Source organism: Sporosarcina newyorkensis (assembly GCF_900167515.1).
Lineage (GTDB): Bacteria > Bacillota > Bacilli > Bacillales_A > Planococcaceae > Sporosarcina > Sporosarcina newyorkensis.
Map to the genome: position 1 here is coordinate 327,705 of NZ_FUYJ01000003.1, position 25,157 is coordinate 352,861.

Consider the following 25,157-nt stretch of genomic DNA (forward strand, 5'->3'; position numbering starts at 1 on the left):
AATTTCAGGTTTTCCGGGTAGCGTATACGTCCGTTGGAACCTCTTTCAAATAAAGTATCTCGTCTCAGATTACAGAGGTAATAAAGCCAAATCTCATTTGATAGGACAACTCCTATCCTAAACATATTTTGCTACACATCCTAGACTAACCGCAAGACGATTTCACAGTGCAAAAAGAACATTTATATCAGAGAATGGTTTGACTTGTAAGTTACTATACTACAAACAGTGTTATAGCAAGCTCATAAATTTCGAATACTGTTACTATGCGGACAATCAGTTAATAGTTTCTATCAAAATGATGCCAACAAATAACTTGTCGTGGCGTCAAAACAGTCTCCCACTTTGTAAAATTACCATGTAGGAGACTGTTTTTATTCTATATTTTCAACAGCAACCGATATTCCTTGCCCAACCCCAATACACATCGTCGCAAGACCTCGTTTTGAATGCCGTCGTTTCATTTCATAAATTAAAGTAGTCAAAATCCGTGACCCACTTGCACCTAAGGGATGTCCTAAGGCAATCGCTCCTCCATTAACGTTTACCTTATCCATCTCAAATCCCAATTCCTGAATACATGCGATAGATTGGGAAGCAAAGGCTTCATTGATTTCCATTAAATCAAAATCATCGGTGTTCAATCTATACTTCTTCATAAGTTTTCTTGTAGAATAAATCGGACCAAGTCCCATGACGGAAGGTTCTAAACCGGCTGCAGCCGAACCGATAAATTTCACTAACGGCTGGAGACCCAAACTTTTGGCCCGTTCCGCTTCCATGAGGAGCATAGCTGAAGCTCCGTCATTGACCCCCGTTGCATTTCCTGCAGTTACCGTTCCCCCTTCAAATAATGGAGAAAGCGAATTCAATTTTTCAATTGTTGTATCAGGTCGAGGATGTTCGTCGATATCTATACTATGTTCAATCCCTTTTCGATCCTTGTAAACAACAGGCACAATTTCGGTTTGAAACTTGTTAGCTGCTAGCGCTTCGCCCGCCAAATGTTGACTTCTCACGGCGAAGGCATCTTGTTCCTCACGTGATATTTCATATCGTCTAGCTACATTTTCTGCTGTTTGCGGCATAGAGTCCACTCCATACAATTGTTGCATCTTCGGATTGATGAACCGCCACCCAATCGTTGTGTCTGCCAATGTCTGATCTCCTCGCGGAAAAGCACGCTCGGGTTTCGCCATGACAAAAGGTGCCCGTGACATACTTTCTGTACCACCTGCAATGATCACATCACATTCTCCTGATAAAATAGCTCTCGCACCAATACTGACTGCATCCAAACTTGACCCACACAAACGATTGACCGTAGTCCCACTCACTTCCTGAGGCAGTCCTGCCAACAGTGAAGACATTCTGGCCACATTTCGATTTTCTTCACCTGCTCCGTTGGCATTTCCTAAAATGACATCGTCAATTGTATCGACAGGAAGTTCAGGATTCCTCTCCATTAATGCTTTAATGACAATTGCTCCCAGATCGTCCGGACGTACATTTTTTAATTGTCCGTTGTATCTGCCAATCGGAGTCCGCACAGCGTCCACTATAACTACTTCTCTGAACAAAATGATTCCCCCTTTATCCCCTCGCTGATCTTAAACCTCGCCTCTGTTTTATTTTGGACTTCTTCTAGAGTAGCATCTCCTACCAATTCAATTAACTCATATATATATCCATTCCATTTAAATACAGCTAATTCTGTAATGATCATATCTGCTACGCGTTTAGAGGTAATTGGAAACGTACAGCTCTCCACGATTTTCGGAGTGCCATCATTTGCCGTATGGCTCGTTGTAATGATAATCCTTTGTGCCCCTTCCAATAAATCCATTGCTCCGCCGACGCCAATTATATCTTTTCCAGGGATTGCCCAGTTGGCAATTCTTCCTTTTTCATCAATTTGTAGCGCACCCAATATAGCAGTATTGACATGCCCACCACGGATCATCGCAAACGATTGCGCGCTACTAAAGTAAGAAGCACCTCCCCCTTCCCCAACCGGCTGCTTACCCGCATTGACGATTAAAGGGTCAATTTTTTCAGGCTCTACCGCCGTCACACCGAGCATGCCATTTTCAGTATGCAAAGTAATGGTGGGATCCGTAATATAATCCGCAACTAATGTAGGGATACCGATCCCCAAGTTGATAACAGAGTGTGAAGTCAGTTCTACGGCCGCTCTCTTGGCAATCAATTCTCTCATCTCGATTTCACTCCTTCCTTCGTTAACACCCATTTACTCGTGACAATGACATCTACGTATAAATGCGGCGTTACGATATCTTCCGGAGGGAGTTCTCCAACTTCTACAATTTCATCTACTTCCGCAATTACAAACGACGCAGCAGTTGCCATGTCGGGATTAAAGTTTCTAGCAGTTTTATAGTAAACGAGATTTCCTAATGTATCTGCCTTCCAAGCACGAATAATTGCCACATCCGCCTTGAGTCCTTCTTGAAATAAATACTGCTCGCCTTTAATCATCTTCGTCTCTTTGTTTTTTGCCAGGTCGGTCCCCACTGCCGTTTTCGTGTAAAAACCGCCAATCCCTGCGCCGCCAGCACGTATGGCCTCTGCTAAAGTTCCTTGTGGAAGCAATTCCAATGCAAGCTTCCCTTGATTGTAATACTTAGCAACATCTCGGTTACTAGTAAAGTAAGAGCCGATTGCCTTTTTAATCTTACCTTGTTGAAGCAATCTTCCTAACCCTTCTCCTTGCTCACCAACATTATTACTAATCACAGTCAAATTGTTTACATCATAATCGATTAGATCATAAATAATGGATAGCGGGCTTCCCACTAATCCGAATCCCCCTACCATAAGCGTATGATCCGACTTTATATGCTGAACCGCTTCCCGAATAGAAGTCTCTTTTATCGACTTCATTGAGTCACCTTCTCTACTCTGTTTAATAACTCCAAAATCTTACTTTCAATATACGGTTGCTTTTCGAACATCAACGTATAATGATTCGCGTGGACTTCAATCGTTTGAATATCTTTCGCATATTCAATCGTTTGTTCGTACGTTTCCTTCGTAAAAAGGGGTGGTTTTTGACCTAACGGACCCAAAGCGATCACAAGCAGGATTGGACAATTTATTTTCAGAAACACTTCTTTAGGTTTAAATGCATAGAAACTATTAAAGTCTTTCTCCATCACTAGTGCATCCGATTTATGCTGCCATCCGTTAGCAGTCTGGTGTACCTCGTAGTTTGTAATCTCTTCGACAATCGCATCCCATTCAACGTGTAAGCCCTCATAAATCGTCTTCGTTTGTGTGACATAATCATTTTTTGTAGCATACTTTTTCTGTAAGCGACTTAGAGACGGGACAATTAAATCTCTTTGTTTTTCTTCAGTTATGCCTGCACCATCTAGTAAGATAAGTCCTTTCGTTTGAATTTCACTTGCAGCGAGAGCACAAATATAAGCACCCATTGAATACCCCATCAAGATAGGATTTTCTATTCCTTTTTGTTTTATAAACAGTAGCAAATCTTTTGTATGCTCAAAAATCGATGTTTGATTTTCTGCTGGACTGCTATCCCCGCGCCCCCTCAAATCATAACTAATGAAGCGATAGCTCTCTTCCAGTCCCTGTTCATAATGTAAGAATGTCTTATGATTGCCAGTCAGCCCATGGACTGCGATGATAGTTCCTGCTGTGCCGTCTGATTCATGAAACATTAACTTTTTATGATCAGTCAGATGATGTATTTCTGCCATTATCGGACACCTTCCTTCCTCTTAATCAACTTGATACACGGAGTATCTAACTCCAGTCGGCAATCTTTCACCTATCGAAACAAAAATCTTCTTGTTTAACCAATCATACTTTTTAGAAGCAGTTTCAAAGATTGGATTTGTCCGAAAATAATATTCCTCACGATCTACCTTTTCATTGTTATCAAGCCTTGCAAGTACCTCTTTACTACCCGTCCGTATTCCCCGGTATGTCAGTAAAATGAGTTCTTTGTCATCAGTCTCTAACAAAATGCGAACATCTTGAATAATGGTTCCGTCTTCTCTGACAGTTATCCAATCATCACCCCCAGGTATCACTCTCCCATTAAGTTGCTCACCCGAGAAACACCCACCTTCGACTCGGATAATTCTTCTGTTACCGACTGGCGTCACACCTGGCAAGTGTGCTTTTTCAACGGTTAATTCCAAATTACATAAGAATGACAATGAGGGTGCATCAAAGTATTTCATTGTTTACTCACTCTTCCTTCTATATTTTTCTACCTTCTCTTCATCTAATTCCACGCCTAATCCCGGTCCAGTTGGTACTTGTACTTTTCCTTCTGCGCAAACTAAAGGATTTTTCACTAAATCATCTGCAAGCCACTGAGGTCCAAATAGTTCACTGCCATATTGCAAGTTACGAATAGTACCATAAGCATGAAGGCACGCCGAAGTCCCTATAGAGCTTTCCAATGATGTCCCTCCGAAACAAGGAATACCTGCCGCTTCGGCAATGGCAGCAATCTTTATCGTGTTCCGCATTCCACCGGATTTATGAATTTTCAATGAAAAAATATCAGCAGCTTTAGCAGAAATCAATCGCATGGCATCTTGCACTGTCGCTAAGCCTTCATCTGCCATTACAGGCACCTTTCTCATAGCGGAAAGTTCGGACGCCCCTTCAATATCCAATGGAGATAATGGCTGTTCCAAAAAGTCAATGTCCGCATCATTCAGACGATCCATATAACGAATGGCTGTCAAACGATCCCATCTGCCGTTCGGATCAATGCCTATACTTGAAATACCACGCAGACCGTTTGCTATTTGGATTGCACGTTCAGCATCTTCAGCAGTCTTGTATTTCCCGGCTTTTATTTTAAAATCTTTGTACCTATTGTTCTCTATCAGTTCTTTTCCTTCTTCGATGTCTCCATTAGCATCCCCCGTGGCAAGTGCCCATTTCACCTCAATAGACTCTTGGTATAACCCTCCTAACAGTTGATAAGCCGGCACTTCATATACCTTACCTACTGCATCATAAAGCGCCATTTCTACGGTTGCTTTAGCAAATGGATTGGCCCTCACGTGAATGTCCATCAGTTCAAGGATTTGCTCTGTATACCTCGGGTCTTTTCCTTCTAATAAGGGACTGAAATATTGATCAATGACTACCTTCATCGTTTCAACACTTTCTCCATTCCACCAGATTCCAGGCGTCGTACCTTCACCAACGCCGACTAGACCATTAGCCAGTTCCACGTTCACAAGCAACATGCTCTTAGTCGAGACTATTTCAGTCGCAAATTGGTGAGGCCTCTTGATCGGTACGTCTACAATTATCGTGCTGATTTTCCTAATTGAATGTTCCATGACTGATTCCCCTTATCGTTTTATTAAACTTTCTATTTTTTCTTGCTTTATTAAAAAAATCATTGTACGATTGACGTACAAATATACATATATCGTACAACACTATTATAACAAGGAGGATACAATCAATGTCAAGCAAATATTCTAATAATTTAATCAAAAGTGCTGACTTTATACAATCGTTGGAGCGAGGGCTATCCGTCATCCAATCGTTTTCTACTGAGCATTCAACATTAACGGTCAGTGAAGCCGCAGCCATTACCAATTTAAGTCGACCCGCCATTCGTCGTATATTCTTAACGCTCGAAAGTCTAGGCTATCTAACGTCCGACAATGGACGATATGCACTGACAGCTAAGGTACTTTCCTTGGGTTATGCATATCTTTCATCAAAAAACATATGGGAAATTGCACACGACCCTATGGATGAACTTGTCAAACAAACAGGTGAATCTACTTCTATTTCTGTATTAGACCATGACGAGATAGTATATGTAGCACGCATTCATACAAAGCGAATAATGACCATGTCGTTAGGCGTCGGCTCCCGTTTGCCCGCATTCGCCACATCAATGGGGCAAGTTCTGCTAGCGCACTTACCATCCGAGGAGTTGGAAGAGTATTTTGAACAGGCTATATTATCCAGCTATACAAATCACACTATCACCGACAAGAAACAATTAATAAAACAACTGGAACAAATCCGAAAGAACGGCTGGTCGCTGGCAGAACAACAATTCGAAGAGGGATTGAGCTCAGTGGCTGCACCAATTACAAATCGAAATGGCGAGGTTATTGCCGCCATTAATATATCGACACACACTGGAAGAAATAGCAGAAAGGAAATAAAAGAGAAATTGATTCCTCTTTTATTGCAGACGGCTCAGAAAATCAGCGAAGACTTGGCCAGGTCTCCGCACCCCATGAATTTATAACATGCACTAACATACAGTTGCCGGAACACATATGGAAGTGGAATCCTTTTCCACTGAAGAAACTAATTAACAAGGCGTAGAACAATATAAATCAAGGAGGATTATCCATGAACTTAGAAAATGTTTATCTGAATGTCATCAAAGAAAGGTTTAATGGCATTAAACGCCTTGGGGATGATACAATAGATCAATTGACAGAGGATGATATTCATTGGACTTTAAACGAGGCTTCAAATAGTATTGCTGTCTTAGCAAAACATATAAGCGGAAACATGATATCTAGGTCTACAAATTTTTTAACCACAGATGGTGAAAAACCCAATAGGAAACGAGATAGTGAATTCGAAGAGGATTCTCTAACCAAACATGAAATGATCGCAGTTTGGGAAAAGGGTTGGAGTATTCTTTTTGAAACATTAGAAGAACTAGAAGGTGAACATTTGTTAAGGGATGTATATATTCGTGGTAAACGCACTATCGTGCTCGAAGCGTTAGAAAGACAATTGACCCATTATGCTTCCCACATAGGGCAAATCGTATATATAGGCAAACAATTAAAAAATAATACTTGGGTAAACCTTAGTATTCCTAAAAGACAATCAGAAGAATACTTCGAATGATAGATTGTGAGCAGATCCTCTATATCATATAGTTATGAAAGAGCCAAGTTTCCTTTTTTTGTATTTGTAAACATTTTGTCCTCATATAGCGTGTGGTAATTTTGTCCAGCTACAGTATACATATATGCCTAAGAATTAAACAACCTGCTCCATCCTCCGATTCTATTGACTGGGTTATACATTATAATTAACAGGTTTGCCATCACTGCAATAAGGATTCCGCATATGCACACCATTCACAAAAAGTGATACTTTTAAAACTGGCGTGATACTACTTATCAAGTGAGACGGATGCCGAATAGGCCGTCTCATCTTCTTCCACTTTTACCCTTCCAAAAATGCTAATTTATCTGATCGTACCAAAGTTTGTATCGACGATTATTGGGTACAACTAAGTGTATATAAGCAATCTTGCCTTATCGTTTAAAACATTCTTTCCACAATCAACCTCTTCACTACATTACATTAGTTTTAGGAGGAATTATGAAAAAAATCTCGCTAACATTTTATATCACCTTGGTTGCCGTCATAATAGCCGTCGGTTATGGAGTGATTGCGCCGGACCACTTCGAGAGGATGACCTCCGACGTTAAAAATTGGATTGCCTCTTCCTTTGGCTGGTACTATTTGTTGACGGTATCCATGCTGTTTTTCATTTCGGTCTATCTGATCTTTAGCCCCATCGGCAGAATCCGTTTAGGAAAAGACAGCGATCGTCCCCAATTCTCTTTAATATCTTGGCTGGCTATGCTTTTTTCCGCCGGTATGGGAATCGGACTTGTCTTTTACGGTGCTGCTGAGCCCCTATCGCATTATGCAGTCAATCCTGCTACTGCGGGGCCTGAAACAGCGGAGGCTTATAAAGAAGCCATGCGCCAAGCATTTTTCCATTGGGGCTTCCATGCTTGGGCTGTCTATGGGATGACAGCTCTTGCACTGGCCTATTTCCAATTCCGTAAAGGCCAACCGGGATTGATTTCGGCTACTTTGAAACCTATTTTCGGTGACCGCGTCAATGGGCCCCTCGGTATTGTCATTGACGTATTTGCTATCTTTGCTACAGTGTTTGGCGTTGCCACATCTCTCGGTCTTGGCGCTGTCCAAGTCAATGCGGGGCTGCATTACCTTTTTGGTATTCCTGTCAGTTTCCTATCGCAACTCATCATTATCATCATAGTAACGATTTTGTTCTTGGTGTCTGCATGGAGCGGGCTCGGCAAGGGGATCAAAATCTTATCAAATGCCAATATGGTCCTTGCTATTGCATTATTATTTTTCGTCATTGCTTTAGGACCCACATTGCTTATTTTCGATATGTTCACCGACTCGATCGGTGGGTATTTAGAGCATCTTGTTCGCATGAGTTTCCGTACTGCCCCTCTTGATGTTGGGAATCGTGCATGGCTTAATGATTGGACAATATTTTATTGGGCTTGGTGGATCGCTTGGTCGCCATTTGTCGGTATGTTCATTGCCCGGGTTTCGAAAGGGAGAACGATCCGGGAGTTTATGATCGGTTTACTCGTCGTACCAACCGTGTTAAGTATGATCTGGTTTTCTGCATTTGGTACTACAGCAATTGAAACACAAAAGGCCGGGATTATTGATTTAGCTTCCACTGCAACTGAGCTGACAATTTTTGAGATGTTCAGCGGCATGCCGTGGTCTTCTATAATATCCATGATCGCCATTTTGCTTATCATTTCATTTTTCATCACTTCTGCAGATTCAGCTACCTTCGTACTCGGTATGCAGTCATCTTACGGATCGCTGACACCACCTAATAATTTAAAGGTGGTATGGGGAGTGATTCAGTCCTCGATCGCTGTTATTTTATTGTTTGTCGGTGGATTGGATGCGCTGCAAAATGTAGTTATCATCGCCGCCCTGCCGTTTTCCGTTATCTTGATCATGATGGTCACTTCGTTGTTCATGTCATTGAAAGAAGAACGAAGGAAAGTGAAACGTCGGTAAATACAAAAAAGTCACCGGACTCGGTGACTTTTTTGCTTTTATCTATTAATTAATGAACAGCCTTTTCGACCGCTTTCTCAATCGCTTGTTTTAAATCTGCAATAATATCATCTGCTGATTCCAACCCGACAGACAGGCGAATCAACTCTTCAGTCACACCCGAATTCTTCAGATCTTCTGCAGATAACTGCTGGTGCGTAGTAGATGCCGGATGAATGATCAACGACTTCGCGTCGCCAACATTTGCTACATGCGACCAGATTTCCACATTATCAATCACTTTACGACCTGCATCCCGGCCACCTTTAATGCCGAAAACAATAATGGAACCATAGCCGTGCTTCAAGTGTTTTTGCGCCAACTCATACGTCGGGTGTTCTTCAAGACCCGTATACGTCACCCAGTCCACTGCCGGATGTCCCTTCAAGAATGCTGCGACTTTCTGTGCGTTTTCATTATGGCGAGGCACACGCAAATGAAGCGTCTCAAGCCCCTGCAATAAATTAAATGCACTGTCCGGCGCCAAGCAAGGTCCGAAATCACGCAATAATTGAACGCGCAGCTTCGTTGCGAATGCAGCCCCTGCCGTATCGATGCCATATCTCAACCCATGATACGATTCATCCGGTTCTGTGAACCCTGGGAATTTTCCTTGAGTCCAATCAAATTTCCCTGCATCGACCGCCACGCCTCCAATCGTCGTGCCGTGCCCGCCAATCCATTTCGTTGCGGAGTGAATGACTACGTCTGCTCCGAACTCAATCGGATTGGAGCCATATGGAGACGGGAACGTGTTATCCACCAACAATGGAATACCGTTGTCATGCGCGACTTTCGCTACCGCTTCTACATCAAGGACTTGCAGGCTCGGATTACCGATCGTCTCTGCGAATAACGCCTTCGTCTTATCTGTAATTGCCGCTTCAAAGTTTTTCGGATCAGATGCATCCACGAACTTCACCGTGATGCCATAGCGCGGCAGTGTCACAGCGAATAAATTGTACGTGCCGCCATACAGATTGCTGGCCGCCACAATTTCATCTCCCGCGCCCGCAATGTTCAGGATCGAAAATGCGATTGCCGCCATTCCGGATGATAGCCCTACTGCTGCAGATCCACCTTCGATCTGCGCCACACGCTCCTCAAAAACTGCGACAGTCGGGTTAGTAATACGTGTATAGATATTGCCTGCTTCTTGCAAAGCAAATAAATTCTGTGCATGCTCTGTATCTCTGAAAACATATGAAGTCGTACGATGAATCGGCACAGCACGTGAACCGGTTACAGGATCTGGCTGCTGTCCTCCGTGCAATAAAACAGTTTCTGGCTGAAATTTAGTCATAACTATTTCCCCTCCGAATTTATTAGTCTACCTGATGGAATACTGAAAAGCAGAAGAGGGCGTTTTGTCGTGACAGACGTTGGAGGGCTTATCGTAAAAGGGTGCTCTCCCCCTTTTTCGAAAAGACCGAAACGTCCCGAGCAGCTGCCCTCTGCAGCTAGACAATGAGCCTAGTGAGTATACAAAGAAACCCTCTTCCTAAAAATAAGAAGAGGGCTTTGCTTTCGCTCATACCTCTCTTATCTTCCAAACTGTCAACAGTTTGTAGGAAGTAGCACCTTTGCATAACTAGCCGGTTGCCGGGCATCATAGGGCCTAATCCCTCCGCCGCTCTTGATAAGAGTTTGTCTATTCGTTTTCCATCTTGAAAAATAGTATAAAGCCAATACCAACTAAATGCAAGGGTTATTAGTAGAATGTTTAGAAATCATTGTGATTTCTAAAAAATATCCCACCAAATTTTCACTGCAGAGCCCATGATCAATACAGCGAGAATTCCTTGCAACACTTTCGTATTGACTTTGCGACTTACCTTCACTCCAAGCGGGGCCGCCAGCACGCTCGCAATAATCATGACAAGCGCCGGTTCATAGGGAACTTGCCCTGTGAAGAGTTTTCCTGACGCCGAACCGATTGAAGACAATAAAGTGATTGCTAGCGAAGTGGCTATCGTGACCCGTGTAGGAATTTTTAATACAACAAGCATGATCGGTACGAGGATAAACGCCCCTCCTGCCCCTACAATTCCTGCAGCCAACCCAACTAGCAATGCAGTTCCTGTGGCTATCCATTTATTGAACGCAATTTCTTCCACGGGGATGTTATCAAGACCTTTTTGCGGAATGAACATCATCACGGCTGCCAGCACGGCCAATACACCATATACAATGTTAACGGTTGCTTCCGACAGCAGACTGGAACCTGCCCCTCCGATTACACTGCCGATCAATACGCTGATTCCCATATACAACACAAGTGGCTTCAAGATTAGATTGCTCTTGCGATAAGCAAAGACACCTGAGAGAGAAGCAAAGAATACTTCAACTGCCGTAATACCCGAGACGTCATGCGATGAAAAAGCTTCAAAACCAAGTAATGCAGGAATGAAAAGTAACATTGGATATTTGACGATGGCACCGCCAATTCCCATCATGCCGGAAAGGAATGAGCCGACAAATCCAATGAGGAAGATGGTGATGATAAATGTAAAACTCATGATGTTCTCTCTCCCTCCTTCCTAATGAAAGAGGGCAATGGAACACCCTCTTTGCTTAGTTTATCCTTTTTGAATCCAAAATTTAAAGACATCGGACTCTTGTTGCTGGTCCACTACCTTGTGATTTCCTGATGCGGCCCAAGCTGTCAAATCTGCTACAGATCCTTTGTCCGTTGCATGAATTTCAAGGATATCCCCTGCTTCTAGTTCTTTCATCGCTTTTTTTGTCCGTACGATCGGCATTGGGCAAGCCAATCCTTTAGCATCTAAAAATTTTGTCGTGTTCATTTGTATCTTCTCCTTTTGAATCGTTTTTAATTGAAAATAAAATTACAGTTTGTTGTCCCGTCGCTCGACTTCCATTGGCAGAGTAAAGTTCACTGGCACCGCTGTGCCGCTAGGGAATTGCCTTACGCCACGAGCCAGCTAGCGAAGTTCATGCTAGCAGTCTCATGGCAACGGCCGACCCCGCAGTTGCGGCTTCGCTGGAATGGGTAGGTATCATTATGTTGTGTTTAAAGTAGGCAATTCCGAGTCTGATGTCTAGTCTGAAATGGTCTTGCTAGAAAAACACATCGGTTAACCCCCACTCAAAAAAAGTAGGCGCCTCACAAGCGGGTATACGGAGCGATGTGACAGGCAGGCGTTCTTCCAGAACGGCACATTGCGGGAGCCATCCGCAAGCGCCGAAGTGGGTTCGATTACAACACCTTATCTCACCGCACAGCGATTCGGTCCGATTTCCATTTCGCGTTGTGTTTCTTCATCCGGTTGGACCTTGCCCATATTTGTCTGGCGGATTTCTTGATACGCATTTGGCTGTGGCGGTAGATTGCCTGTCACCAATTCCCTGAATTGCTCCTCATCCTCGATATTCAAGCCATGATTTCGTTCATATAACACGCCTAGCTTCTCTGCAACACTACCGTCGTCATTCAGCTCATCCATAATCATGAAATGCGCTGGAAGTACGATCAGTTCTTCGGATAACTCTTGGTAACGGCTGTATAATGATTCACGTAAATCACCTACCCAATCCTCTGCCAACCCTGCCAAATCAGGACGGCCAATCGAATCGATGAATAAAATATCCCCTGTCATCAAATAGCTGTCATCCACAATAAATGAAGTAGAACCAATTGTATGTCCAGGTGAATATAGCGGCTGGATATCAATTTTCGTTTTACCGATCTGGATAGAAGCCTCCTCTTCCAATGCTGCGAAATTGAATGTCACTTCTTCTGCGTCTTTCGGCGGCAACCAGTATGTTGCACCCGCTGCTTCCGCCAACTTGCGACCACCGGAAATATGGTCTGCATGCAAATGGGTGTCCAAGACATGTGTAATTTTAACTCCAAGCTGATCAGCAAATTCCGAAAATACATTCGTCATACGCGTAGCATCCACGACTGCCGCTTCTCCATCGGAAGTGACCATGTAGGACAGGCAGCCCTTACCGATTCTTACGAATTGATAAAGCTCTCCTCCAGACTTCAAATCTCCAACTTTCACCGGCTCTAAATGCTCGCTCCAAGCTTTCATTCCGCCTTGCAAATACGCAACGGAATACCCTTCCTCATCGAGCATGTCCGCCACCATGATGGAAGATCCTTCTTTCGCACACACTACAAGTATTTCCTGATCTTTCGGAAGTGAATCCTCAATTTCTTCAATACCATCCAACAATTCAAAATAAGGGACGTTCATATGGCGTACTTGCTTCCCATCAATCTTCCAATCCTTAAACGCATCTTCATTACGTACATCGAGAATAAATAACGGTTCTTCACGAATCACTTTTTTAGCGACTTCACTTGCTTGAATGGCTCTCATTATTTCGTACCCCCTGTTGTATTTTCTGTATCTCCATTCCATCCCGACATGCCGGGAACCACGTTTGTAACAAACTCAAAACCAGCTTCCGAAAGCGTCTGGCAAGCCATGTCGCTTCGGTTTCCTGTACGGCAAATCACAAATATATTTTGATTCTTATCGAAATACGCAGCTTTCTCTTCTAGTTGTCCAAGCGGGACGGATAGGGCGCCGGGTATATGGCTGAAGGCGTACTCAGTAGGCTCCCTCACATCCAAGAGAACAGTATTCGGCTCTCGCAATTTATCCGCAAGCTGCTCATTCATAATCGTAACCGGGTACTTTTTCTCCTGCAGTTCGCCATTGTCTGCTTTTCTAACGTAGTGATGCCAGACATCCGCTTCCTGTACATTTCCCACATAGTGATGCCCTGCACTTTTCGCCCATGCCTGCAGATCAGCAACTGTGCCCGGATCGGTGGACTGCACTTCAAGCACTTGCCCTTCTAACATGTCTTTCATCGCTTTTCTCGTCCTGACGATCGGCATCGGACAAGCTAGACCTTTCGCGTCCAACATTCTGTCTGTTTGTATCATAGTATTCCTCCTATACACCATGGGGTATATTAATTTGAAAAAATTTATTAAATAAATAAATTTACCTGGCCATCTTGTGCTTCACCTAAATAAGCAGCTACACCACCATAATCCACATCTTCCAATAATTCTTTCTGACTGAGACCAAGCAAATCCATCGTCATCGTGCAGGCGATCAATTTAATGTCTTGTTCTATGGCCAGGTCAATCAGCTCAGGTAATGGCATAGCTTGGTGCTTCTTCATCACATGTTTAATCATTTTTGGACCCATCCCAGCGAAATTCATTTGGGAAAGACCCATTTTATCGGCGCCACGCGGCATCATTTTACCAAACATCTTCTCAAGAAACCCTTTTTTACTTTGAATTGGCTCATCTTTTCGCAATGCATTCAATCCCCAAAATGTATGGAAGATCGTGACTTCATGATCGTATGCAGCCGCTCCATTCGCGATAATATAAGCAGCCATCGCTTTATCATAATCGCCGCTAAACAGCACGATTGTTGTTTTCTTTTGTTCTGTCATGTTCTCATCCCTTTCTTTTCAAAACTTTATATACCTATAGGGGTATATTACACTTTATAAAAAAAAGAGTCAAGCTTATTTTATCAGCGACTCTTTACAAGCAAATCCACCGCTTCATTAATAATCGATTCGTGGGAACGATCATCCATTTCTTCTAGATTTTGCATACAGGTAATCAAATTAGAGCTCACGATAACACCTATTGTGCGATCGATCGCAGAACGGCTGGCCGATAATTGGGTAATGACTTCTTTGCAATCCTTACCTTCTTCCATCATACGCAACACGCCTTTAATTTGACCTTCTATACGTTTCAACCGATTTTTCACTTTATCATCGTACTCCATATGTCTCACCTTCCTTCGCATTATGTATAGATTATACCCTGAGTGGTATACTGTCAACCAAATGCTTTATCAATCGACAGGTTTCTACTATTCTGAAATTTTTTGCGCGATGTGTTATACTAGTTCTAGTAGGCTATTGTACGTTTTATTCCATTTGTCAGAGACAAGTCTTCGACAGATGAGACCCTCACTAATGAAGGAGTTGATTCGATTGGCATTTCCTCGTAAAGATCGTCCGATTTCTGATTTTGTGGCCTCGCGATATGTAGATGAAGTCATATCTTTTAACCGCAATCAACATGAAGTTTCCGGAACGATACACAAGATTCTCGAAAACTCCGTCATCGTCAAAATTTCTGAGGCAGACGCGGAACAAATTGGCGCTGCTTCCAATATGACTGTTGTTGCACACAAAAATTATACGGTAGAGTAATCTATTTTTCATGCCTTGCATCTTTACTATGCAAGGCTATTTTTTATCCATAAACCCACAGCCCCTTAAGTCGGCAACTTGCCCAATTCTCGCTTACTCCTCCAGTTTACAAGAAAAATCCCTAGACAGATTAGCAATCCACCGACGATCAATGAAAACGACAACTTCTCGTCCAACAATAACCAGCCCGTCAATGTACCGAAAAACGGTGCAAGAAACAAAAACGCGCTCGTCCGCTCAGGATTGCCGGTCTGCAATAAATAAAACCAGATCGAGAACTGGACAATGGAGGCAGCAATCGCCAGCCATCCTAAAATCACTAATGATAAAGCATTCACTTCGAAAAATGGCTCTTCCAATAAAAAGCTAGCGACAAATAAGATGAGCCCCCCAAAAAGCATTTGATATGCCGTCATCACCCAGGTATCAAAACGGTAGCCATGCACTTTGACAATGAGTGTAGCACACGCCCACGCCACAGCCGATAAGAAGCCAAGCACTGTACCTACCTTCAGATCCAAATGTCCGCCCATCGTAATAAACACACCAAATAACCCGCAAATTACGCCAAGCCATTGCTGCAGCCGATAATGAATTCGCAGTACAAGCGTACCGATCACCACAACTAGAAGCGGATTGGTGAACGTCAAGATAGAAGTTTCACCGGAAGTGATTGTCCGTAACGCAATAAAAATACACCCCATCACAGCAGCCGTCTGTAACGAACCAATCAGCACCAGCCACTTCCACTCTCCAAACGTTTTGGGATGTGGTTTTTTTAGTATTTTTACGATTATTGCCATAATGATTCCCGCAATGGAAAAGCGCAAGGCAACCAATAGTAAAGGTGAGGAATACTCCAACCCAATTTTGCCGATCGCAAAAGAAGATCCCATCAACGCAGTCGTAACAACCACTAAAAAGCCAAACAAAAATTTATTCATAGAGTCAATTCCTTTCCATCCGCTTTATAGATAGGACGTCTTTTTGCAACGACTTCTATAATACGGCCGAGCAGCATTCCAATACGGTGATTGCTTAATTTTCATTCATTCTTTTCTCACCTATAGCCTTAAAGCATGAATTCATGAAAAAGATGTATTAGAATTTATAAATGCAGACCACTATAATAAGAGTAACACGCCCGAAAGGATGAAGTATATTGTTAATTCAAACTAATGAAAAATTCTGGTCAGGTCGAACTGACAGCGAGACGAACAGAGCCGCATTTCGTATGCATCAAGTGATACAACTTTCCGCTCCTCAAGAAAGAGTCAACAATAAGACATGCACGCTGATCGGCTTCTCTTCAGAAGAAGGCGTACGACGCAACAATGGCAGACTTGGAGCTGCAGAAGGGCCAAATGCCTTGCGTAGTGAATTGGCAAAACTCCCATGGCGCATGCCTGCTGAATGCCAGCTGATGGATGTGGGTACAATAGTTTGTGAAGGTAATCAACTCGAACAGGCACAAGCTGAATTAGGTGCCGCCGTTCGAGACAGCTTGGAGAAAAATGCGTGCCCTGTCATTTTAGGGGGCGGCCATGAAACCGCATACGGACACTACCTAGGCGTTCGGGAATTTATCGGTCCTGATGCGAAACTAGGCGTCGTTAATATCGACGCGCATTTCGACTTGCGCAGCTATGACGAGCAGCCATCCTCGGGAACGATGTTCAAACAAATGCTTGACACGGATGAAAACGTTGAATACTTGGTGCTCGGCATTCAGGAGTTTGGAAATACAGATATATTATTTGACGAAGCTGACGCACAAGGCGTGTCATATGTGACAGAACAAGAAATCACATCGGGTATTATGGACGAAATCTTACAGAAAATCAGCTTTTTCATTGAAAAGCAGGACTATGTTTTGTTAACATTGTGTTCTGATGTATTGAATTCGGCCTATGCTCCCGGGGTGAGTGCTCCTTCTCCATTTGGATTGGATCCTCTCATCGTACGGACGTTTATCCAAACCATAGCGTCTCATAAGAAAACCCTTTCATTCGACATCTCAGAGATCAATCCAGCACTTGACCATCAAAACCAAACAGTCAAACTGGGTGCCTACTTAACTAATGAAGCAATCGTTGCATTGCTGAGAGGAAGAATTACATGACGATTGAGTTAAATCAAATTACGACACTATTTTTAGCCTTAGCACTTCTAACAATCGGAACTCTCCTAGTACGTAAAATCGGAGTTCTCCAAAAATTCTGCATACCCGCCCCTGTCGTAGGCGGGTTGCTTTTTGCCGTTTTTGCGACTATTTTGAAGACAACTGACCTTTTGAGCTTCCAATTGGATACTTCTTTGCAAAATTTATTCATGTTAACGTTTTTCACGACAGTCGGTTTAGGTGCAAGTTTCAGCCTGATTCGTCTTGGTGGGAAATTACTCATCGTCTATTGGATCGCATGTGGTTTTTTAGCTTTGGTGCAAAACGTCATCGGTGTATCAATGGCCTATTTATTTAATCTGCATCCGCTAATCGGTATGATGGCAGGCGCTGTCTCGATGGAAGGCGGCCACGGTGGTGCAACAGCTTATGGACAAACACTGGAAAGTCTCGGTATTGACTCCGCTCTGTCCATCGGGATTGCGGCCGCTACGTTTGGTCTTGTCGCTGGCGGTCTCGTCGGCGGGCCAATCGTCAAATACTTAATCAATAAACACAACTTGAAATCTACAGAAGTCGAGCATGAAGCCGCCTATTCGGTAGAAGCGCATGAAGCACCGATCAATACGGATAATTTCTTGACGCAAGTGTTGCTGATCACAGCTTGTATCGCAGGTGGAACATTTATTGGTGATTTATTTTCCAGTTTAACTGGCTTTGTTATGCCTGGCTACGTCGGTGCAATGTTTGTCGCAGTAATTGTACGTAATATAGTCGATCGCTTCAAGGAAGATGCGGTTCATATGACAAGCATCAACTTGATCGGTGATGTATCTCTTGGTATCTTCTTGTCTATGGCATTGATGAGCATCAAACTATGGGAAGTCGCTGGTTTGGCTTTGCCATTGCTGGTTATCGTCTTCGTACAAGTACTCTTCGTTGTACTATTTGCGATTTTTGTTTTGTTCCGTTTACTCGGAAAAGATTACGATGCTGCAGTCATGATCGCTGGTTTTGCAGGACATAGTCTGGGAGCGACGCCTAATGCCATGGCCAACATGGCAGCGGTCACAGGACGATACGGTCCTTCACGTAAAGCGTTCTTGATCGTGCCTATTGTCGGCGCATTCTTGATTGACGTCGTATCGATGCCTATCATTATCACGACGATTAATATATTTAGTTAATGTCAGAAGAACCGGACGAGTTGTCCGGTTCTTTTTGTTTCATTTCCTACGTATTTAACTAGACCTTCTGTTAAAATGAAAGCATTCGCAATTTAGAGAGGAGTTTGTCTATTGAAAGAACAATTGATTGAACGTTTAATTCGCTATGCAAAAATTGATACGCAGTCTGATGCCGATTCTAATTCGACACCGTCTACGGCAGGACAGTGGGATTTATTGCATATGCTTGAAAAAGAACTGGCGGAGATCGGTTTAGAAGAGATATCATTGGATGAAAACGGCTATTTATTCGCCACTTTACCGGCCAATACGGAAAAAGAACTCCCAACAGTCGGATTTTTGGCGCACGTCGACACTGCGACAGATTATACAGGCAAGGATGTACGCCCACAGTGCATCGATCGCTATGACGGCAAAGACATCCAGTTAAATAAAGCTACCATCATGACCGTAGAAGCCTTTCCTGAGTTGAAAAACTACCTCGGGCATACGCTCATCACAACCGACGGCTCGACTTTGCTTGGTGCAGACGACAAAGCAGGTATATCAGAGATCATGACTGCTATGCAATACTTAGTGGAGCATCCTGAAATCAAACATGGTAAAGTGCGTGTCGGTTTCACGCCGGACGAAGAAATTGGACGTGGCCCGCATAAATTCGATGTCGAGCGATTCGGCGCAGAGTTCGCCTATACGATGGACGGCGGTCCGCTCGGAGAACTGCAGTATGAAAGCTTCAACGCTGCGGGGGCTTTGCTGACATTCCATGGAACCAACGTACATCCCGGCACCGCCAAAGGAAAAATGGTCAACTCCCTATTGATCGCTGCAGAGTTCCAAGAAGCAATGCCTGAGAATGAAATCCCACAAGAAACAGCGAATTATGAAGGGTTCATTCATCTAATGGAAGCAGAGGGCACTGTGGAAAAGACGACCTATCAGTATATTATCCGCGACTTTGATCGGGATGCGTTCGAGGCTCGAAAACAGCTGGTTCAAGATACTGCGGCCCGTCTTCAAGAGAAATATGGGAAACATGCAGTAGAGCTTTCATTGACTGACCAATACTATAATATGCGCGAAAAGATTGAGCCCGTTATCGAGATTGTCGACATCATGGCAGATGCCTATCGCAATTTGGAAATCGAGCCAAAAATCGAACCAATCCGCGGCGGCACGGACGGATCTCAATTATCGTATATGGGCATGCCCACTCCGAACGTTTTCACAGGCGGGGAGAATTATCACGGCAAGTATGAATTCATTTCGGCAGACACGATGGTAAAAGCCACTCAAGTCATCATCGAAGCTTTGAAACTACAAGAACAGCGCGGTTAATCAGATGAAAGCGATTGGCATCGGAGTTTTATCCGCACTCTTTTTTGCTGTGACGTTTGTCTTGAATCGATCCATGGAACTCGATGGCGGCAGTTGGTTATGGAGTGCTGCTCTGCGCTATTTCTTCATGGTGCCGTTTCTTTTCGTCATTGTGGCGATGCGTGGCGGATTATCTGGAATGAAACGCGAAATGACTGCCGCTCCTCGACCTTTTTTTATTTGGAGTTTTGTTGCGTTTGTTCTTTTTTACGGCCCACTGACGTTTTCAGCAGGGTATAGTCCGGGCTGGTTAGTAGCGGGGACATGGCAAATGACCATTGTGGCAGGTGTTTTGCTGGCTCCGTTTTTCACCTTTCAAGCGAAAACCGAAACTGGTGATCTCCGAACAATCCGTCATAGGATTCCAAAGGCTTCCTTAATTATTTCATTGATTATACTAGTCGGCGTAGTGTTAATTCAAATTCCACACGCGAACAGTGTATCGACCAAAATTATTTTGCTCGGTACGTTACCGTTAGTAATGGCCGCTTTCGCCTACCCGCTCGGCAATCGGAAAATGATGGATTTGCTCGGCAGCCGACTTGATATGTTCCAACGTGTTCTGGCGATGACGTTGATGACACTGCCAATTTGGCTTGTCATGGCACTCTATGCATGGGCAACCGTAGGGCTTCCTTCCACCAGCCAAGTTGTGCAGTCAGTGATCGTCGCCGTCAGCTCAGGTGTCATCGCGACCTCTCTCTTTTTCATGGCTACCGATATGGTACAGCATGATCAGGGCAAGCTCGCGGCCGTCGAAGCTACACAATCCGTCGAATTGATCTTCGCGATGCTTGGTGAAATGGTACTTCTCAGCTTGCCCTTGCCAGGTGCGCTTTCATTGGTCGGCGTACTGGTCATCATTGGTGGTATGTCCTTGCATAGTTATCAGACGGCATTAGCCGCAAAATAATCAATTGCGTCTAGATTTTGAATCGATCGTGCTCGATTCACTCCTTTCAAAATCTGTGACATCCGCCGGAGGCTTAGGCCTACAGGAAGTAGGTCATGCAGGCATTGCCACAGGATGTGGCGATCTTAGCCTGCGTACTTCTATTGTTCAGCAGGCGTTAGAATACCCGCTGAACAGGAAATAAAACTGCATTCATCACACCGCCTAAAGAGGTGAAGACTTCTGCTGAATAAAGATAAAAGCAGAGCTGTCACAGAAGTCACATTGCGCTGACTTGCTAGACAGTTCTGCCCTTTTTTATATTTTCCGCTCGTTTACGTGCTGTACATTACGCTTCCTAAAAAACTGCGGCTTTGTTTCAGATAATAAAATGGCTACAAATATGAGCAATGCACCTAGGAACATGCGGAAGGTCAGGACTTCATATGCCAGAGCTACGGAGAAGGCCATCCCCCACACCGATTCGGTAGATAAAATAATTGCTGCCTTCGTCTCCGATAAATGCTTTTGTGCGATCGTCTGCATTAAAAACGCTATGGTCGTTGAAAATACAGCCAAATAGACTACAGCTCCAATTCCTGATGAAACCATCGAGAATGACGTTTCGCCTAATCCAATGACAGTCAAACAACCAATCACTGCTGCGAACGCCATCTGCAAAAGCGTCAGCAATATCGGATCCACTGTCCGCACAAACTTCGCTGTGTAGAAAATATGGAAGGCAAACAGCACAGCACATCCGAGTGTCAGCACGTCTCCGAAATTCACACCGGCAGACCACTGCAGTGATAATACCGCTACACCGAGCAGCGCTAAAACCGCGCCGAACAATTCAAACGTATCAAGCCTCCGTTTATATAAAATGAAGGCGATAAATGGCACGATTACTACATTGACACCTGTCAAAAAAGCATTTTTTGAAGGTGTCGTGAATTGCAATCCAACTGTCTGAAGCGCAAAGGCTGCGTACAATAAAAAGCCGAGCACGGCACCCTTCCATAAAACGTTTCTCTCTACTTTACGCAAGCGCTTATGGAACACCAAAGCCAATAAAATTGCTCCGATCGTAAACCGTACCGCCAAAATTTGATATGGGGTGTAGTAGTCGAGCGCCAACGCACTCATGACAAACCCGCTGCCCCAGATGATTGCGGTAATTGTCAGTCCGATTTCTCCTATGTATCTTTTCATTTCATCCACCATTCTTCTGATTATCAGTCTTTTCAGTTTAGCATGTTTTTTGTGGCTATTATAGAATACTTTCAAATTTCAAGAAGTGTAATCTTTATAAAATAAAGTTTTCGTAAAAGTCAGCAATAGTAGTTTCTAACATGTTTAAGCAAGCCAGAGGAACGCACCAATATGCCGACAGACCGAACGAAAGCATTGTTGCACCGAACCAAAAACTCCTGGTTCCGAACATTAAACAAGACGCACCGCTCCAAACCGTCTACAGAACACACCAAACCATCTGCGCACCGCACATTTCCTCTTCCCGCAATCACTGGAAACAAAAACTGCCCGAAAAGTCAGGTGAAAATGACTTCTCGGACAGCTCCACTTATCTTATTCCTCATACACACCAATTTCTTTAATCGCCCGTTCCACTAGCGATGGATCTACAGACTTGTCGAAATCGATTTCCCCACGGATCGCACCATTCGCTTTGTATGTCTCATACTGTTTCTTAATATCATCCACAAACATCTTGCCGTTTGGATCCAGCCCTGTCACAAATACTCGCTCCCATAACTCAGGATCCTTCAGCGCCGTATGCTTCACCATAATATCGATGATTTCTTCTTTCCCTTTCTCTTTAAAGAAGGCATCATTATAGTCACGGACCCCTTTCAGATAGGCAGCCATGAAACGTAGCGACAACTCCTCTTTCTCCATGAACTGTGGAGAAGCCAAAACCATTGCAATCTGTGACTCTGGCGCATAATCGGTCGCATCCCCAAAACGTACATGAAAGCCTTGGTGAATTCCTTGTGCGATGAGCGGCTCAATATTAAGCGCAGCATCAATCGTTCCCGAGTCGATTGCCCCAAGCATAGCGCCGAAATCTGCTATGTGCACATACTCTACATCCTCTTCCGTCAAGCCCGCATGCTTCAGCATCTCTTGATAAATATATCCGTCTATTGAATTACGCGAAGAAACCGCGATCTTCTTGCCTTTGAAATCACTATATTCTTTAATTTCATCTACCATATGATTGCCGATAACAAAGCTGAAGTACGACTTTCCAGGCATATTATGTCCTTTATCCGCAATGATCCGGACGTCGATCCCTTGTGCAATCGCATTGAAGAAGGACGCTGTGGATACACCGCCTGCAATATCTACTTCTCCTGCAGCCAACGCTGGCAGCATGTCATCACTATTGGCAAAGTCAGCAAACTCAACGGAAATATTATAGTCTTCAAAGTATCCTTTTTCCTTCGCGATATAGAAGCCCGCCCCTGAAGCCGCTCCGTCTTCCGCTATGAAAACTTTTGCTGGTTTCTCAAGCGGCGTCAAATCACCAGACTTCGGCTTACCATCGTCTGACGCCGGCTTTTCAACTTCTTTTGGCGAGCATGCCCCGACGATCAAAACCGCTGATAGGATACTGATCCAACCCGCCTTCTTCATCCACTTCCCCACACCATCTCTCCTTTTATCGTTTATTCCCTGGATTTCAATACTTCTTCCTGTAAGTGATGCCAGATCTCAATAAACTTTGCTGCCATTTCAGGATCTTTCCGAATGTCTTCAATCTTTCTAGGCCGCGGCTTATCGATAATGATTTCATCAATGATCTTGCCCGGTTGCGCCCCCATCAATAAAATGCGATCACTGAGCAAGAGCGCCTCATCGATACTATGCGTAATAAATAGTACCGTTTTCCTCGTTTCTGCCCAAATACTCAGCAACTCTTCCTGCAAAATGAATCGATTCTGTTCATCAAGCGCGCCAAACGGTTCATCCATCAATAAGATCTCGGGATCATTCGCAAAGGCTCGCGCAATACTCACCCGCTGCTTCATACCTCCTGACAGTTCTTTGGGATATAAAGAAGCAAACCGCTCCAAACCCGTTTTCTTCAAATAAAAGTTCGTTCGCTCCTCAATGAATGCTTTCGGTAATTTGCGCATTTTTAGTCCGAAGGCAACATTTTCACGAACCGTCAACCAAGGAATGACACCTCGTTCCTGAAAGACCATCGATTGCAACGGCCGATCATCTCGTTCCGTCGCAATCGTAAAACTCCCCACACTCGGTTGTTCCAGTCCGGCTAATATACGCAGAAGTGTAGTCTTACCACAACCACTAGGACCAACAAGGCAAACAAACTCACCTTCTTCCACGGTCAGCGAAATATTCTCGAGCGCAATAACACTTCCTTGTTTCTTGTAAAAAGCCTTCATGAGTCCTTCCACGGTAATTTTAGGCTTCCCCTCCATTTCATTCACCTCCATGGCAATAACTTATTTTGAAGGGCGCGCAAGATGAGCGAAAATAAATAGCCAAAAAAGGAGATAAGGATCAGACCGACATACATCTCGGGCAATAGAAAGGCCTTATAGGAAGTCCAGATCAAATAACCGATTCCCGAAGTGGCCCCCATCATTTCTGCTGCCACAATCGTCAGTAGTGCAATCGCCTGCCCCATTTGGATTCCCTCGAGCATAACTGGCAGCGATCCGGGAAGAGCAATTTTGAAAAAGAAATCTCGCCGGCTCGTTTGGTAATTATTCGCGACATCCAAATAAATTTTATCAATGTTCAGCACACCAGCCGCCGTGTTGATCACTACTGGGAAAAATACACTCCCCGCAATTGTTACGACTTTCGATAAATCTCCGATACCAAATAAAATAATGATAATCGGAAGCAATGCCAGTGTTGGAATCGGCATGAGTGCCATGACAATTGGCTGGACAAAGTGCCGTATTGGGGAATACAGGCCCATCAGCAAACCGATGATGATACCCGGGATCACGCCTGCCAAAAATCCGATGAAAATCCGGTACAGCGACACGCCTACATGCTGGGCCATCGTTCCGCTGACGATCATGTCATAAAATGTTTGAACAATTGTGCTTGGTGGAGGGAAAAATCGAATGTCCAGTATTCCGGTCCTTGATAATACTTCCCATAGCAACAAGAGAAATATAGGTGAGACAATTGTCAGCAATTGCTTCCCTCGTTCCTTGCGCTGCCTCACCTTCCACTCCCGTTGCTCCACCTCAAATGATTCATCACGGATTAGTTGTTGCTTCTCCACTCTTCACCACCTCTTCACTGCCTATAGTATGTGATCGCCTAGTGATATGGTTGGGCTTAGGTAAAGTGTAATGCAGTCATATTGAGAGTCTTCAAGTTTAAAAAAGACTAAGAGCCAGTTGTC

Annotated in this window: 26 protein-coding genes and 1 riboswitch; of the genes, 8 read left to right on the forward strand and 18 right to left on the reverse strand. The window is 43.9% G+C overall.

Features of this window, described 5'->3' with window-relative positions; translation table 11 throughout:
• Nucleotides 1-374: 374 nt before the first annotated feature.
• The 6 genes from B5D59_RS08235 to B5D59_RS08260 are packed head-to-tail and all read right to left on the reverse strand — an operon-like array spanning nucleotide 375 to nucleotide 5,360.
• On the reverse strand, nucleotides 375-1,580 hold the full coding sequence (locus B5D59_RS08235) for an acetyl-CoA C-acyltransferase (RefSeq protein ID WP_078817590.1): 1,206 nt from the start codon (nucleotides 1,578-1,580) through the stop codon (nucleotides 375-377).
• Nucleotides 1,565-2,224 (reverse strand): 3-oxoacid CoA-transferase subunit B, encoded by a 660-nt coding sequence (locus B5D59_RS08240; protein WP_078817697.1) that lies wholly within the window; start codon nucleotides 2,222-2,224, stop codon nucleotides 1,565-1,567. Before B5D59_RS08240 ends, B5D59_RS08235 begins: the two co-directional genes overlap by 16 nt.
• Complete coding sequence (locus tag B5D59_RS08245; RefSeq protein ID WP_078817591.1) at nucleotides 2,215-2,904, reverse strand: CoA transferase subunit A; 690 nt, start codon at nucleotides 2,902-2,904, stop codon at nucleotides 2,215-2,217. The genes B5D59_RS08240 and B5D59_RS08245 overlap by 10 nt, the downstream gene beginning before the upstream one ends.
• The gene (locus B5D59_RS08250) at nucleotides 2,901-3,746 is read right to left on the reverse strand and encodes an alpha/beta hydrolase (RefSeq protein ID WP_078817592.1); all 846 of its coding nucleotides are present in this window, start codon (nucleotides 3,744-3,746) and stop codon (nucleotides 2,901-2,903) included. The genes B5D59_RS08245 and B5D59_RS08250 overlap by 4 nt, the downstream gene beginning before the upstream one ends.
• Nucleotides 3,747-3,767: 21 nt before the next feature.
• Complete coding sequence (locus B5D59_RS08255; protein ID WP_078817593.1) at nucleotides 3,768-4,235, reverse strand: DUF3237 domain-containing protein; 468 nt, start codon at nucleotides 4,233-4,235, stop codon at nucleotides 3,768-3,770.
• A gap of 3 nt (nucleotides 4,236-4,238) precedes the next feature.
• On the reverse strand, nucleotides 4,239-5,360 hold the full coding sequence (locus B5D59_RS08260; RefSeq protein WP_078817594.1) for a muconate/chloromuconate family cycloisomerase: 1,122 nt from the start codon (nucleotides 5,358-5,360) through the stop codon (nucleotides 4,239-4,241).
• 128 nt (nucleotides 5,361-5,488) lie between these two features.
• Here B5D59_RS08260 and B5D59_RS08265 point away from each other — a divergent pair, with 128 nt between their 5' ends.
• From B5D59_RS08265 to B5D59_RS08275, 3 genes are all read left to right on the forward strand, one after another.
• Nucleotides 5,489-6,295 carry an IclR family transcriptional regulator domain-containing protein gene (locus tag B5D59_RS08265; protein WP_078817595.1) on the forward strand — a complete coding sequence of 269 codons (807 nt, stop codon included), beginning with the start codon at nucleotides 5,489-5,491 and terminating at the stop codon, nucleotides 6,293-6,295.
• Between the two features lie 107 nt (nucleotides 6,296-6,402).
• Entirely contained in the window at nucleotides 6,403-6,915 is a 513-nt protein-coding gene (locus B5D59_RS08270; RefSeq protein WP_078817596.1) for a DUF1572 family protein, read from the forward strand.
• Nucleotides 6,916-7,398: 483 nt separating this feature from the next.
• Entirely contained in the window at nucleotides 7,399-8,889 is a 1,491-nt protein-coding gene (locus tag B5D59_RS08275) for a glycine betaine uptake BCCT transporter (RefSeq protein ID WP_078817597.1), read from the forward strand.
• 49 nt (nucleotides 8,890-8,938) lie between these two features.
• On the opposite strand, the gene B5D59_RS08280 is transcribed toward B5D59_RS08275, so the two are convergent.
• The 7 genes from B5D59_RS08280 to B5D59_RS08310 all read right to left on the reverse strand — a co-directional run bounded on the left by B5D59_RS08280 (nucleotide 8,939) and on the right by B5D59_RS08310 (nucleotide 14,729).
• Nucleotides 8,939-10,231 (reverse strand): O-acetylhomoserine aminocarboxypropyltransferase/cysteine synthase family protein, encoded by a 1,293-nt coding sequence (locus tag B5D59_RS08280; RefSeq protein WP_009766517.1) that lies wholly within the window; start codon nucleotides 10,229-10,231, stop codon nucleotides 8,939-8,941.
• Nucleotides 10,232-10,467: 236 nt separating this feature from the next.
• A riboswitch (SAM riboswitch) is annotated at nucleotides 10,468-10,574 on the reverse strand.
• Between the two features lie 96 nt (nucleotides 10,575-10,670).
• Complete coding sequence (locus B5D59_RS08285) at nucleotides 10,671-11,447, reverse strand: sulfite exporter TauE/SafE family protein (protein ID WP_009766518.1); 777 nt, start codon at nucleotides 11,445-11,447, stop codon at nucleotides 10,671-10,673.
• 60 nt (nucleotides 11,448-11,507) lie between these two features.
• Nucleotides 11,508-11,735 carry a sulfurtransferase TusA family protein gene (locus tag B5D59_RS08290; RefSeq protein WP_078817598.1) on the reverse strand — a complete coding sequence of 76 codons (228 nt, stop codon included), beginning with the start codon at nucleotides 11,733-11,735 and terminating at the stop codon, nucleotides 11,508-11,510.
• A gap of 423 nt (nucleotides 11,736-12,158) precedes the next feature.
• Complete coding sequence (locus B5D59_RS08295) at nucleotides 12,159-13,280, reverse strand: MBL fold metallo-hydrolase (RefSeq protein ID WP_078817599.1); 1,122 nt, start codon at nucleotides 13,278-13,280, stop codon at nucleotides 12,159-12,161.
• Complete coding sequence (locus tag B5D59_RS08300) at nucleotides 13,280-13,855, reverse strand: sulfurtransferase TusA family protein (protein WP_078817600.1); 576 nt, start codon at nucleotides 13,853-13,855, stop codon at nucleotides 13,280-13,282. The genes B5D59_RS08295 and B5D59_RS08300 overlap by 1 nt, the downstream gene beginning before the upstream one ends.
• A gap of 47 nt (nucleotides 13,856-13,902) precedes the next feature.
• Nucleotides 13,903-14,382, reverse strand: coding sequence for a DsrE/DsrF/DrsH-like family protein (locus tag B5D59_RS08305; RefSeq protein WP_009766522.1), 480 nt, complete (start codon nucleotides 14,380-14,382; stop codon nucleotides 13,903-13,905).
• Nucleotides 14,383-14,465: 83 nt separating this feature from the next.
• Nucleotides 14,466-14,729: a metal-sensitive transcriptional regulator gene (locus B5D59_RS08310; RefSeq protein WP_009766523.1), complete on the reverse strand. Its 264-nt coding sequence runs from the start codon at nucleotides 14,727-14,729 to the stop codon at nucleotides 14,466-14,468.
• 193 nt (nucleotides 14,730-14,922) lie between these two features.
• Between B5D59_RS08310 and B5D59_RS08315 the strand changes: the two genes are divergently transcribed.
• The gene (locus tag B5D59_RS08315) at nucleotides 14,923-15,162 is read left to right on the forward strand and encodes a DUF2187 family protein (protein WP_009766524.1); all 240 of its coding nucleotides are present in this window, start codon (nucleotides 14,923-14,925) and stop codon (nucleotides 15,160-15,162) included.
• A 65-nt stretch (nucleotides 15,163-15,227) separates the two neighbouring features.
• On the opposite strand, the gene B5D59_RS08320 is transcribed toward B5D59_RS08315, so the two are convergent.
• On the reverse strand, nucleotides 15,228-16,106 hold the full coding sequence (locus tag B5D59_RS08320; protein ID WP_009766525.1) for a DMT family transporter: 879 nt from the start codon (nucleotides 16,104-16,106) through the stop codon (nucleotides 15,228-15,230).
• Between the two features lie 218 nt (nucleotides 16,107-16,324).
• Between B5D59_RS08320 and hutG the strand changes: the two genes are divergently transcribed.
• The 4 genes from hutG to B5D59_RS08340 all read left to right on the forward strand — a co-directional run bounded on the left by hutG (nucleotide 16,325) and on the right by B5D59_RS08340 (nucleotide 20,761).
• Complete coding sequence (gene hutG / locus B5D59_RS08325; RefSeq protein WP_078817601.1) at nucleotides 16,325-17,284, forward strand: formimidoylglutamase; 960 nt, start codon at nucleotides 16,325-16,327, stop codon at nucleotides 17,282-17,284.
• The gene (gltS, locus tag B5D59_RS08330) at nucleotides 17,281-18,471 is read left to right on the forward strand and encodes a sodium/glutamate symporter (RefSeq protein ID WP_009766527.1); all 1,191 of its coding nucleotides are present in this window, start codon (nucleotides 17,281-17,283) and stop codon (nucleotides 18,469-18,471) included. The genes hutG and gltS overlap by 4 nt, the downstream gene beginning before the upstream one ends.
• 111 nt (nucleotides 18,472-18,582) lie before the next feature.
• Nucleotides 18,583-19,809, forward strand: a complete 1,227-nt coding sequence (pepT, locus tag B5D59_RS08335) for a peptidase T (protein WP_078817602.1) — start codon at nucleotides 18,583-18,585, stop codon at nucleotides 19,807-19,809.
• Nucleotides 19,810-19,813: 4 nt separating this feature from the next.
• Nucleotides 19,814-20,761, forward strand: coding sequence for a DMT family transporter (locus tag B5D59_RS08340; protein WP_078817603.1), 948 nt, complete (start codon nucleotides 19,814-19,816; stop codon nucleotides 20,759-20,761).
• A gap of 297 nt (nucleotides 20,762-21,058) precedes the next feature.
• Here the strand turns inward: B5D59_RS08340 and B5D59_RS08345 are convergent, their stop codons facing one another.
• From B5D59_RS08345 to B5D59_RS08360, 4 genes are all read right to left on the reverse strand, one after another.
• Nucleotides 21,059-21,952, reverse strand: a complete 894-nt coding sequence (locus B5D59_RS08345; protein WP_040758656.1) for a DMT family transporter — start codon at nucleotides 21,950-21,952, stop codon at nucleotides 21,059-21,061.
• Nucleotides 21,953-22,327: 375 nt separating this feature from the next.
• The gene (locus tag B5D59_RS08350; protein ID WP_009766531.1) at nucleotides 22,328-23,398 is read right to left on the reverse strand and encodes an ABC transporter substrate-binding protein; all 1,071 of its coding nucleotides are present in this window, start codon (nucleotides 23,396-23,398) and stop codon (nucleotides 22,328-22,330) included.
• Between the two features lie 32 nt (nucleotides 23,399-23,430).
• Nucleotides 23,431-24,210: an ABC transporter ATP-binding protein gene (locus tag B5D59_RS08355; protein WP_009766532.1), complete on the reverse strand. Its 780-nt coding sequence runs from the start codon at nucleotides 24,208-24,210 to the stop codon at nucleotides 23,431-23,433.
• 5 nt (nucleotides 24,211-24,215) lie between these two features.
• The gene (locus tag B5D59_RS08360; protein ID WP_009766533.1) at nucleotides 24,216-25,034 is read right to left on the reverse strand and encodes an ABC transporter permease; all 819 of its coding nucleotides are present in this window, start codon (nucleotides 25,032-25,034) and stop codon (nucleotides 24,216-24,218) included.
• Between the last annotated feature and the right edge of the window lie 123 nt (nucleotides 25,035-25,157).

Excerpts from the sequence above, each read along its gene's own strand:
- B5D59_RS08245 (WP_078817591.1), bottom strand. The coding sequence starts at position 2,904 with ATGAAGTCGATAAAAGAGACTTCTATTCGGGAAGCGGTTCAGCATATA.
- B5D59_RS08250 (WP_078817592.1), bottom strand. The coding sequence starts at position 3,746 with ATGGCAGAAATACATCATCTGACTGATCATAAAAAGTTAATGTTTCAT.
- B5D59_RS08255 (WP_078817593.1), bottom strand. The coding sequence starts at position 4,235 with ATGAAATACTTTGATGCACCCTCATTGTCATTCTTATGTAATTTGGAA.
- B5D59_RS08260 (WP_078817594.1), bottom strand. The coding sequence starts at position 5,360 with ATGGAACATTCAATTAGGAAAATCAGCACGATAATTGTAGACGTACCG.
- B5D59_RS08265 (WP_078817595.1), top strand. The coding sequence starts at position 5,489 with ATGTCAAGCAAATATTCTAATAATTTAATCAAAAGTGCTGACTTTATA.
- B5D59_RS08270 (WP_078817596.1), top strand. The coding sequence starts at position 6,403 with ATGAACTTAGAAAATGTTTATCTGAATGTCATCAAAGAAAGGTTTAAT.
- B5D59_RS08275 (WP_078817597.1), top strand. The coding sequence starts at position 7,399 with ATGAAAAAAATCTCGCTAACATTTTATATCACCTTGGTTGCCGTCATA.
- B5D59_RS08280 (WP_009766517.1), bottom strand. The coding sequence starts at position 10,231 with ATGACTAAATTTCAGCCAGAAACTGTTTTATTGCACGGAGGACAGCAG.
- B5D59_RS08285 (WP_009766518.1), bottom strand. The coding sequence starts at position 11,447 with ATGAGTTTTACATTTATCATCACCATCTTCCTCATTGGATTTGTCGGC.
- B5D59_RS08290 (WP_078817598.1), bottom strand. The coding sequence starts at position 11,735 with ATGAACACGACAAAATTTTTAGATGCTAAAGGATTGGCTTGCCCAATG.
- B5D59_RS08295 (WP_078817599.1), bottom strand. The coding sequence starts at position 13,280 with ATGAGAGCCATTCAAGCAAGTGAAGTCGCTAAAAAAGTGATTCGTGAA.
- B5D59_RS08300 (WP_078817600.1), bottom strand. The coding sequence starts at position 13,855 with ATGATACAAACAGACAGAATGTTGGACGCGAAAGGTCTAGCTTGTCCG.
- B5D59_RS08305 (WP_009766522.1), bottom strand. The coding sequence starts at position 14,382 with ATGACAGAACAAAAGAAAACAACAATCGTGCTGTTTAGCGGCGATTAT.
- B5D59_RS08310 (WP_009766523.1), bottom strand. The coding sequence starts at position 14,729 with ATGGAGTACGATGATAAAGTGAAAAATCGGTTGAAACGTATAGAAGGT.
- B5D59_RS08315 (WP_009766524.1), top strand. The coding sequence starts at position 14,923 with ATGAAGGAGTTGATTCGATTGGCATTTCCTCGTAAAGATCGTCCGATT.
- B5D59_RS08320 (WP_009766525.1), bottom strand. The coding sequence starts at position 16,106 with ATGAATAAATTTTTGTTTGGCTTTTTAGTGGTTGTTACGACTGCGTTG.
- gltS (WP_009766527.1), top strand. The coding sequence starts at position 17,281 with ATGACGATTGAGTTAAATCAAATTACGACACTATTTTTAGCCTTAGCA.
- B5D59_RS08340 (WP_078817603.1), top strand. The coding sequence starts at position 19,814 with ATGAAAGCGATTGGCATCGGAGTTTTATCCGCACTCTTTTTTGCTGTG.
- B5D59_RS08345 (WP_040758656.1), bottom strand. The coding sequence starts at position 21,952 with ATGAAAAGATACATAGGAGAAATCGGACTGACAATTACCGCAATCATC.
- B5D59_RS08350 (WP_009766531.1), bottom strand. The coding sequence starts at position 23,398 with ATGAAGAAGGCGGGTTGGATCAGTATCCTATCAGCGGTTTTGATCGTC.
- B5D59_RS08355 (WP_009766532.1), bottom strand. The coding sequence starts at position 24,210 with ATGGAGGGGAAGCCTAAAATTACCGTGGAAGGACTCATGAAGGCTTTT.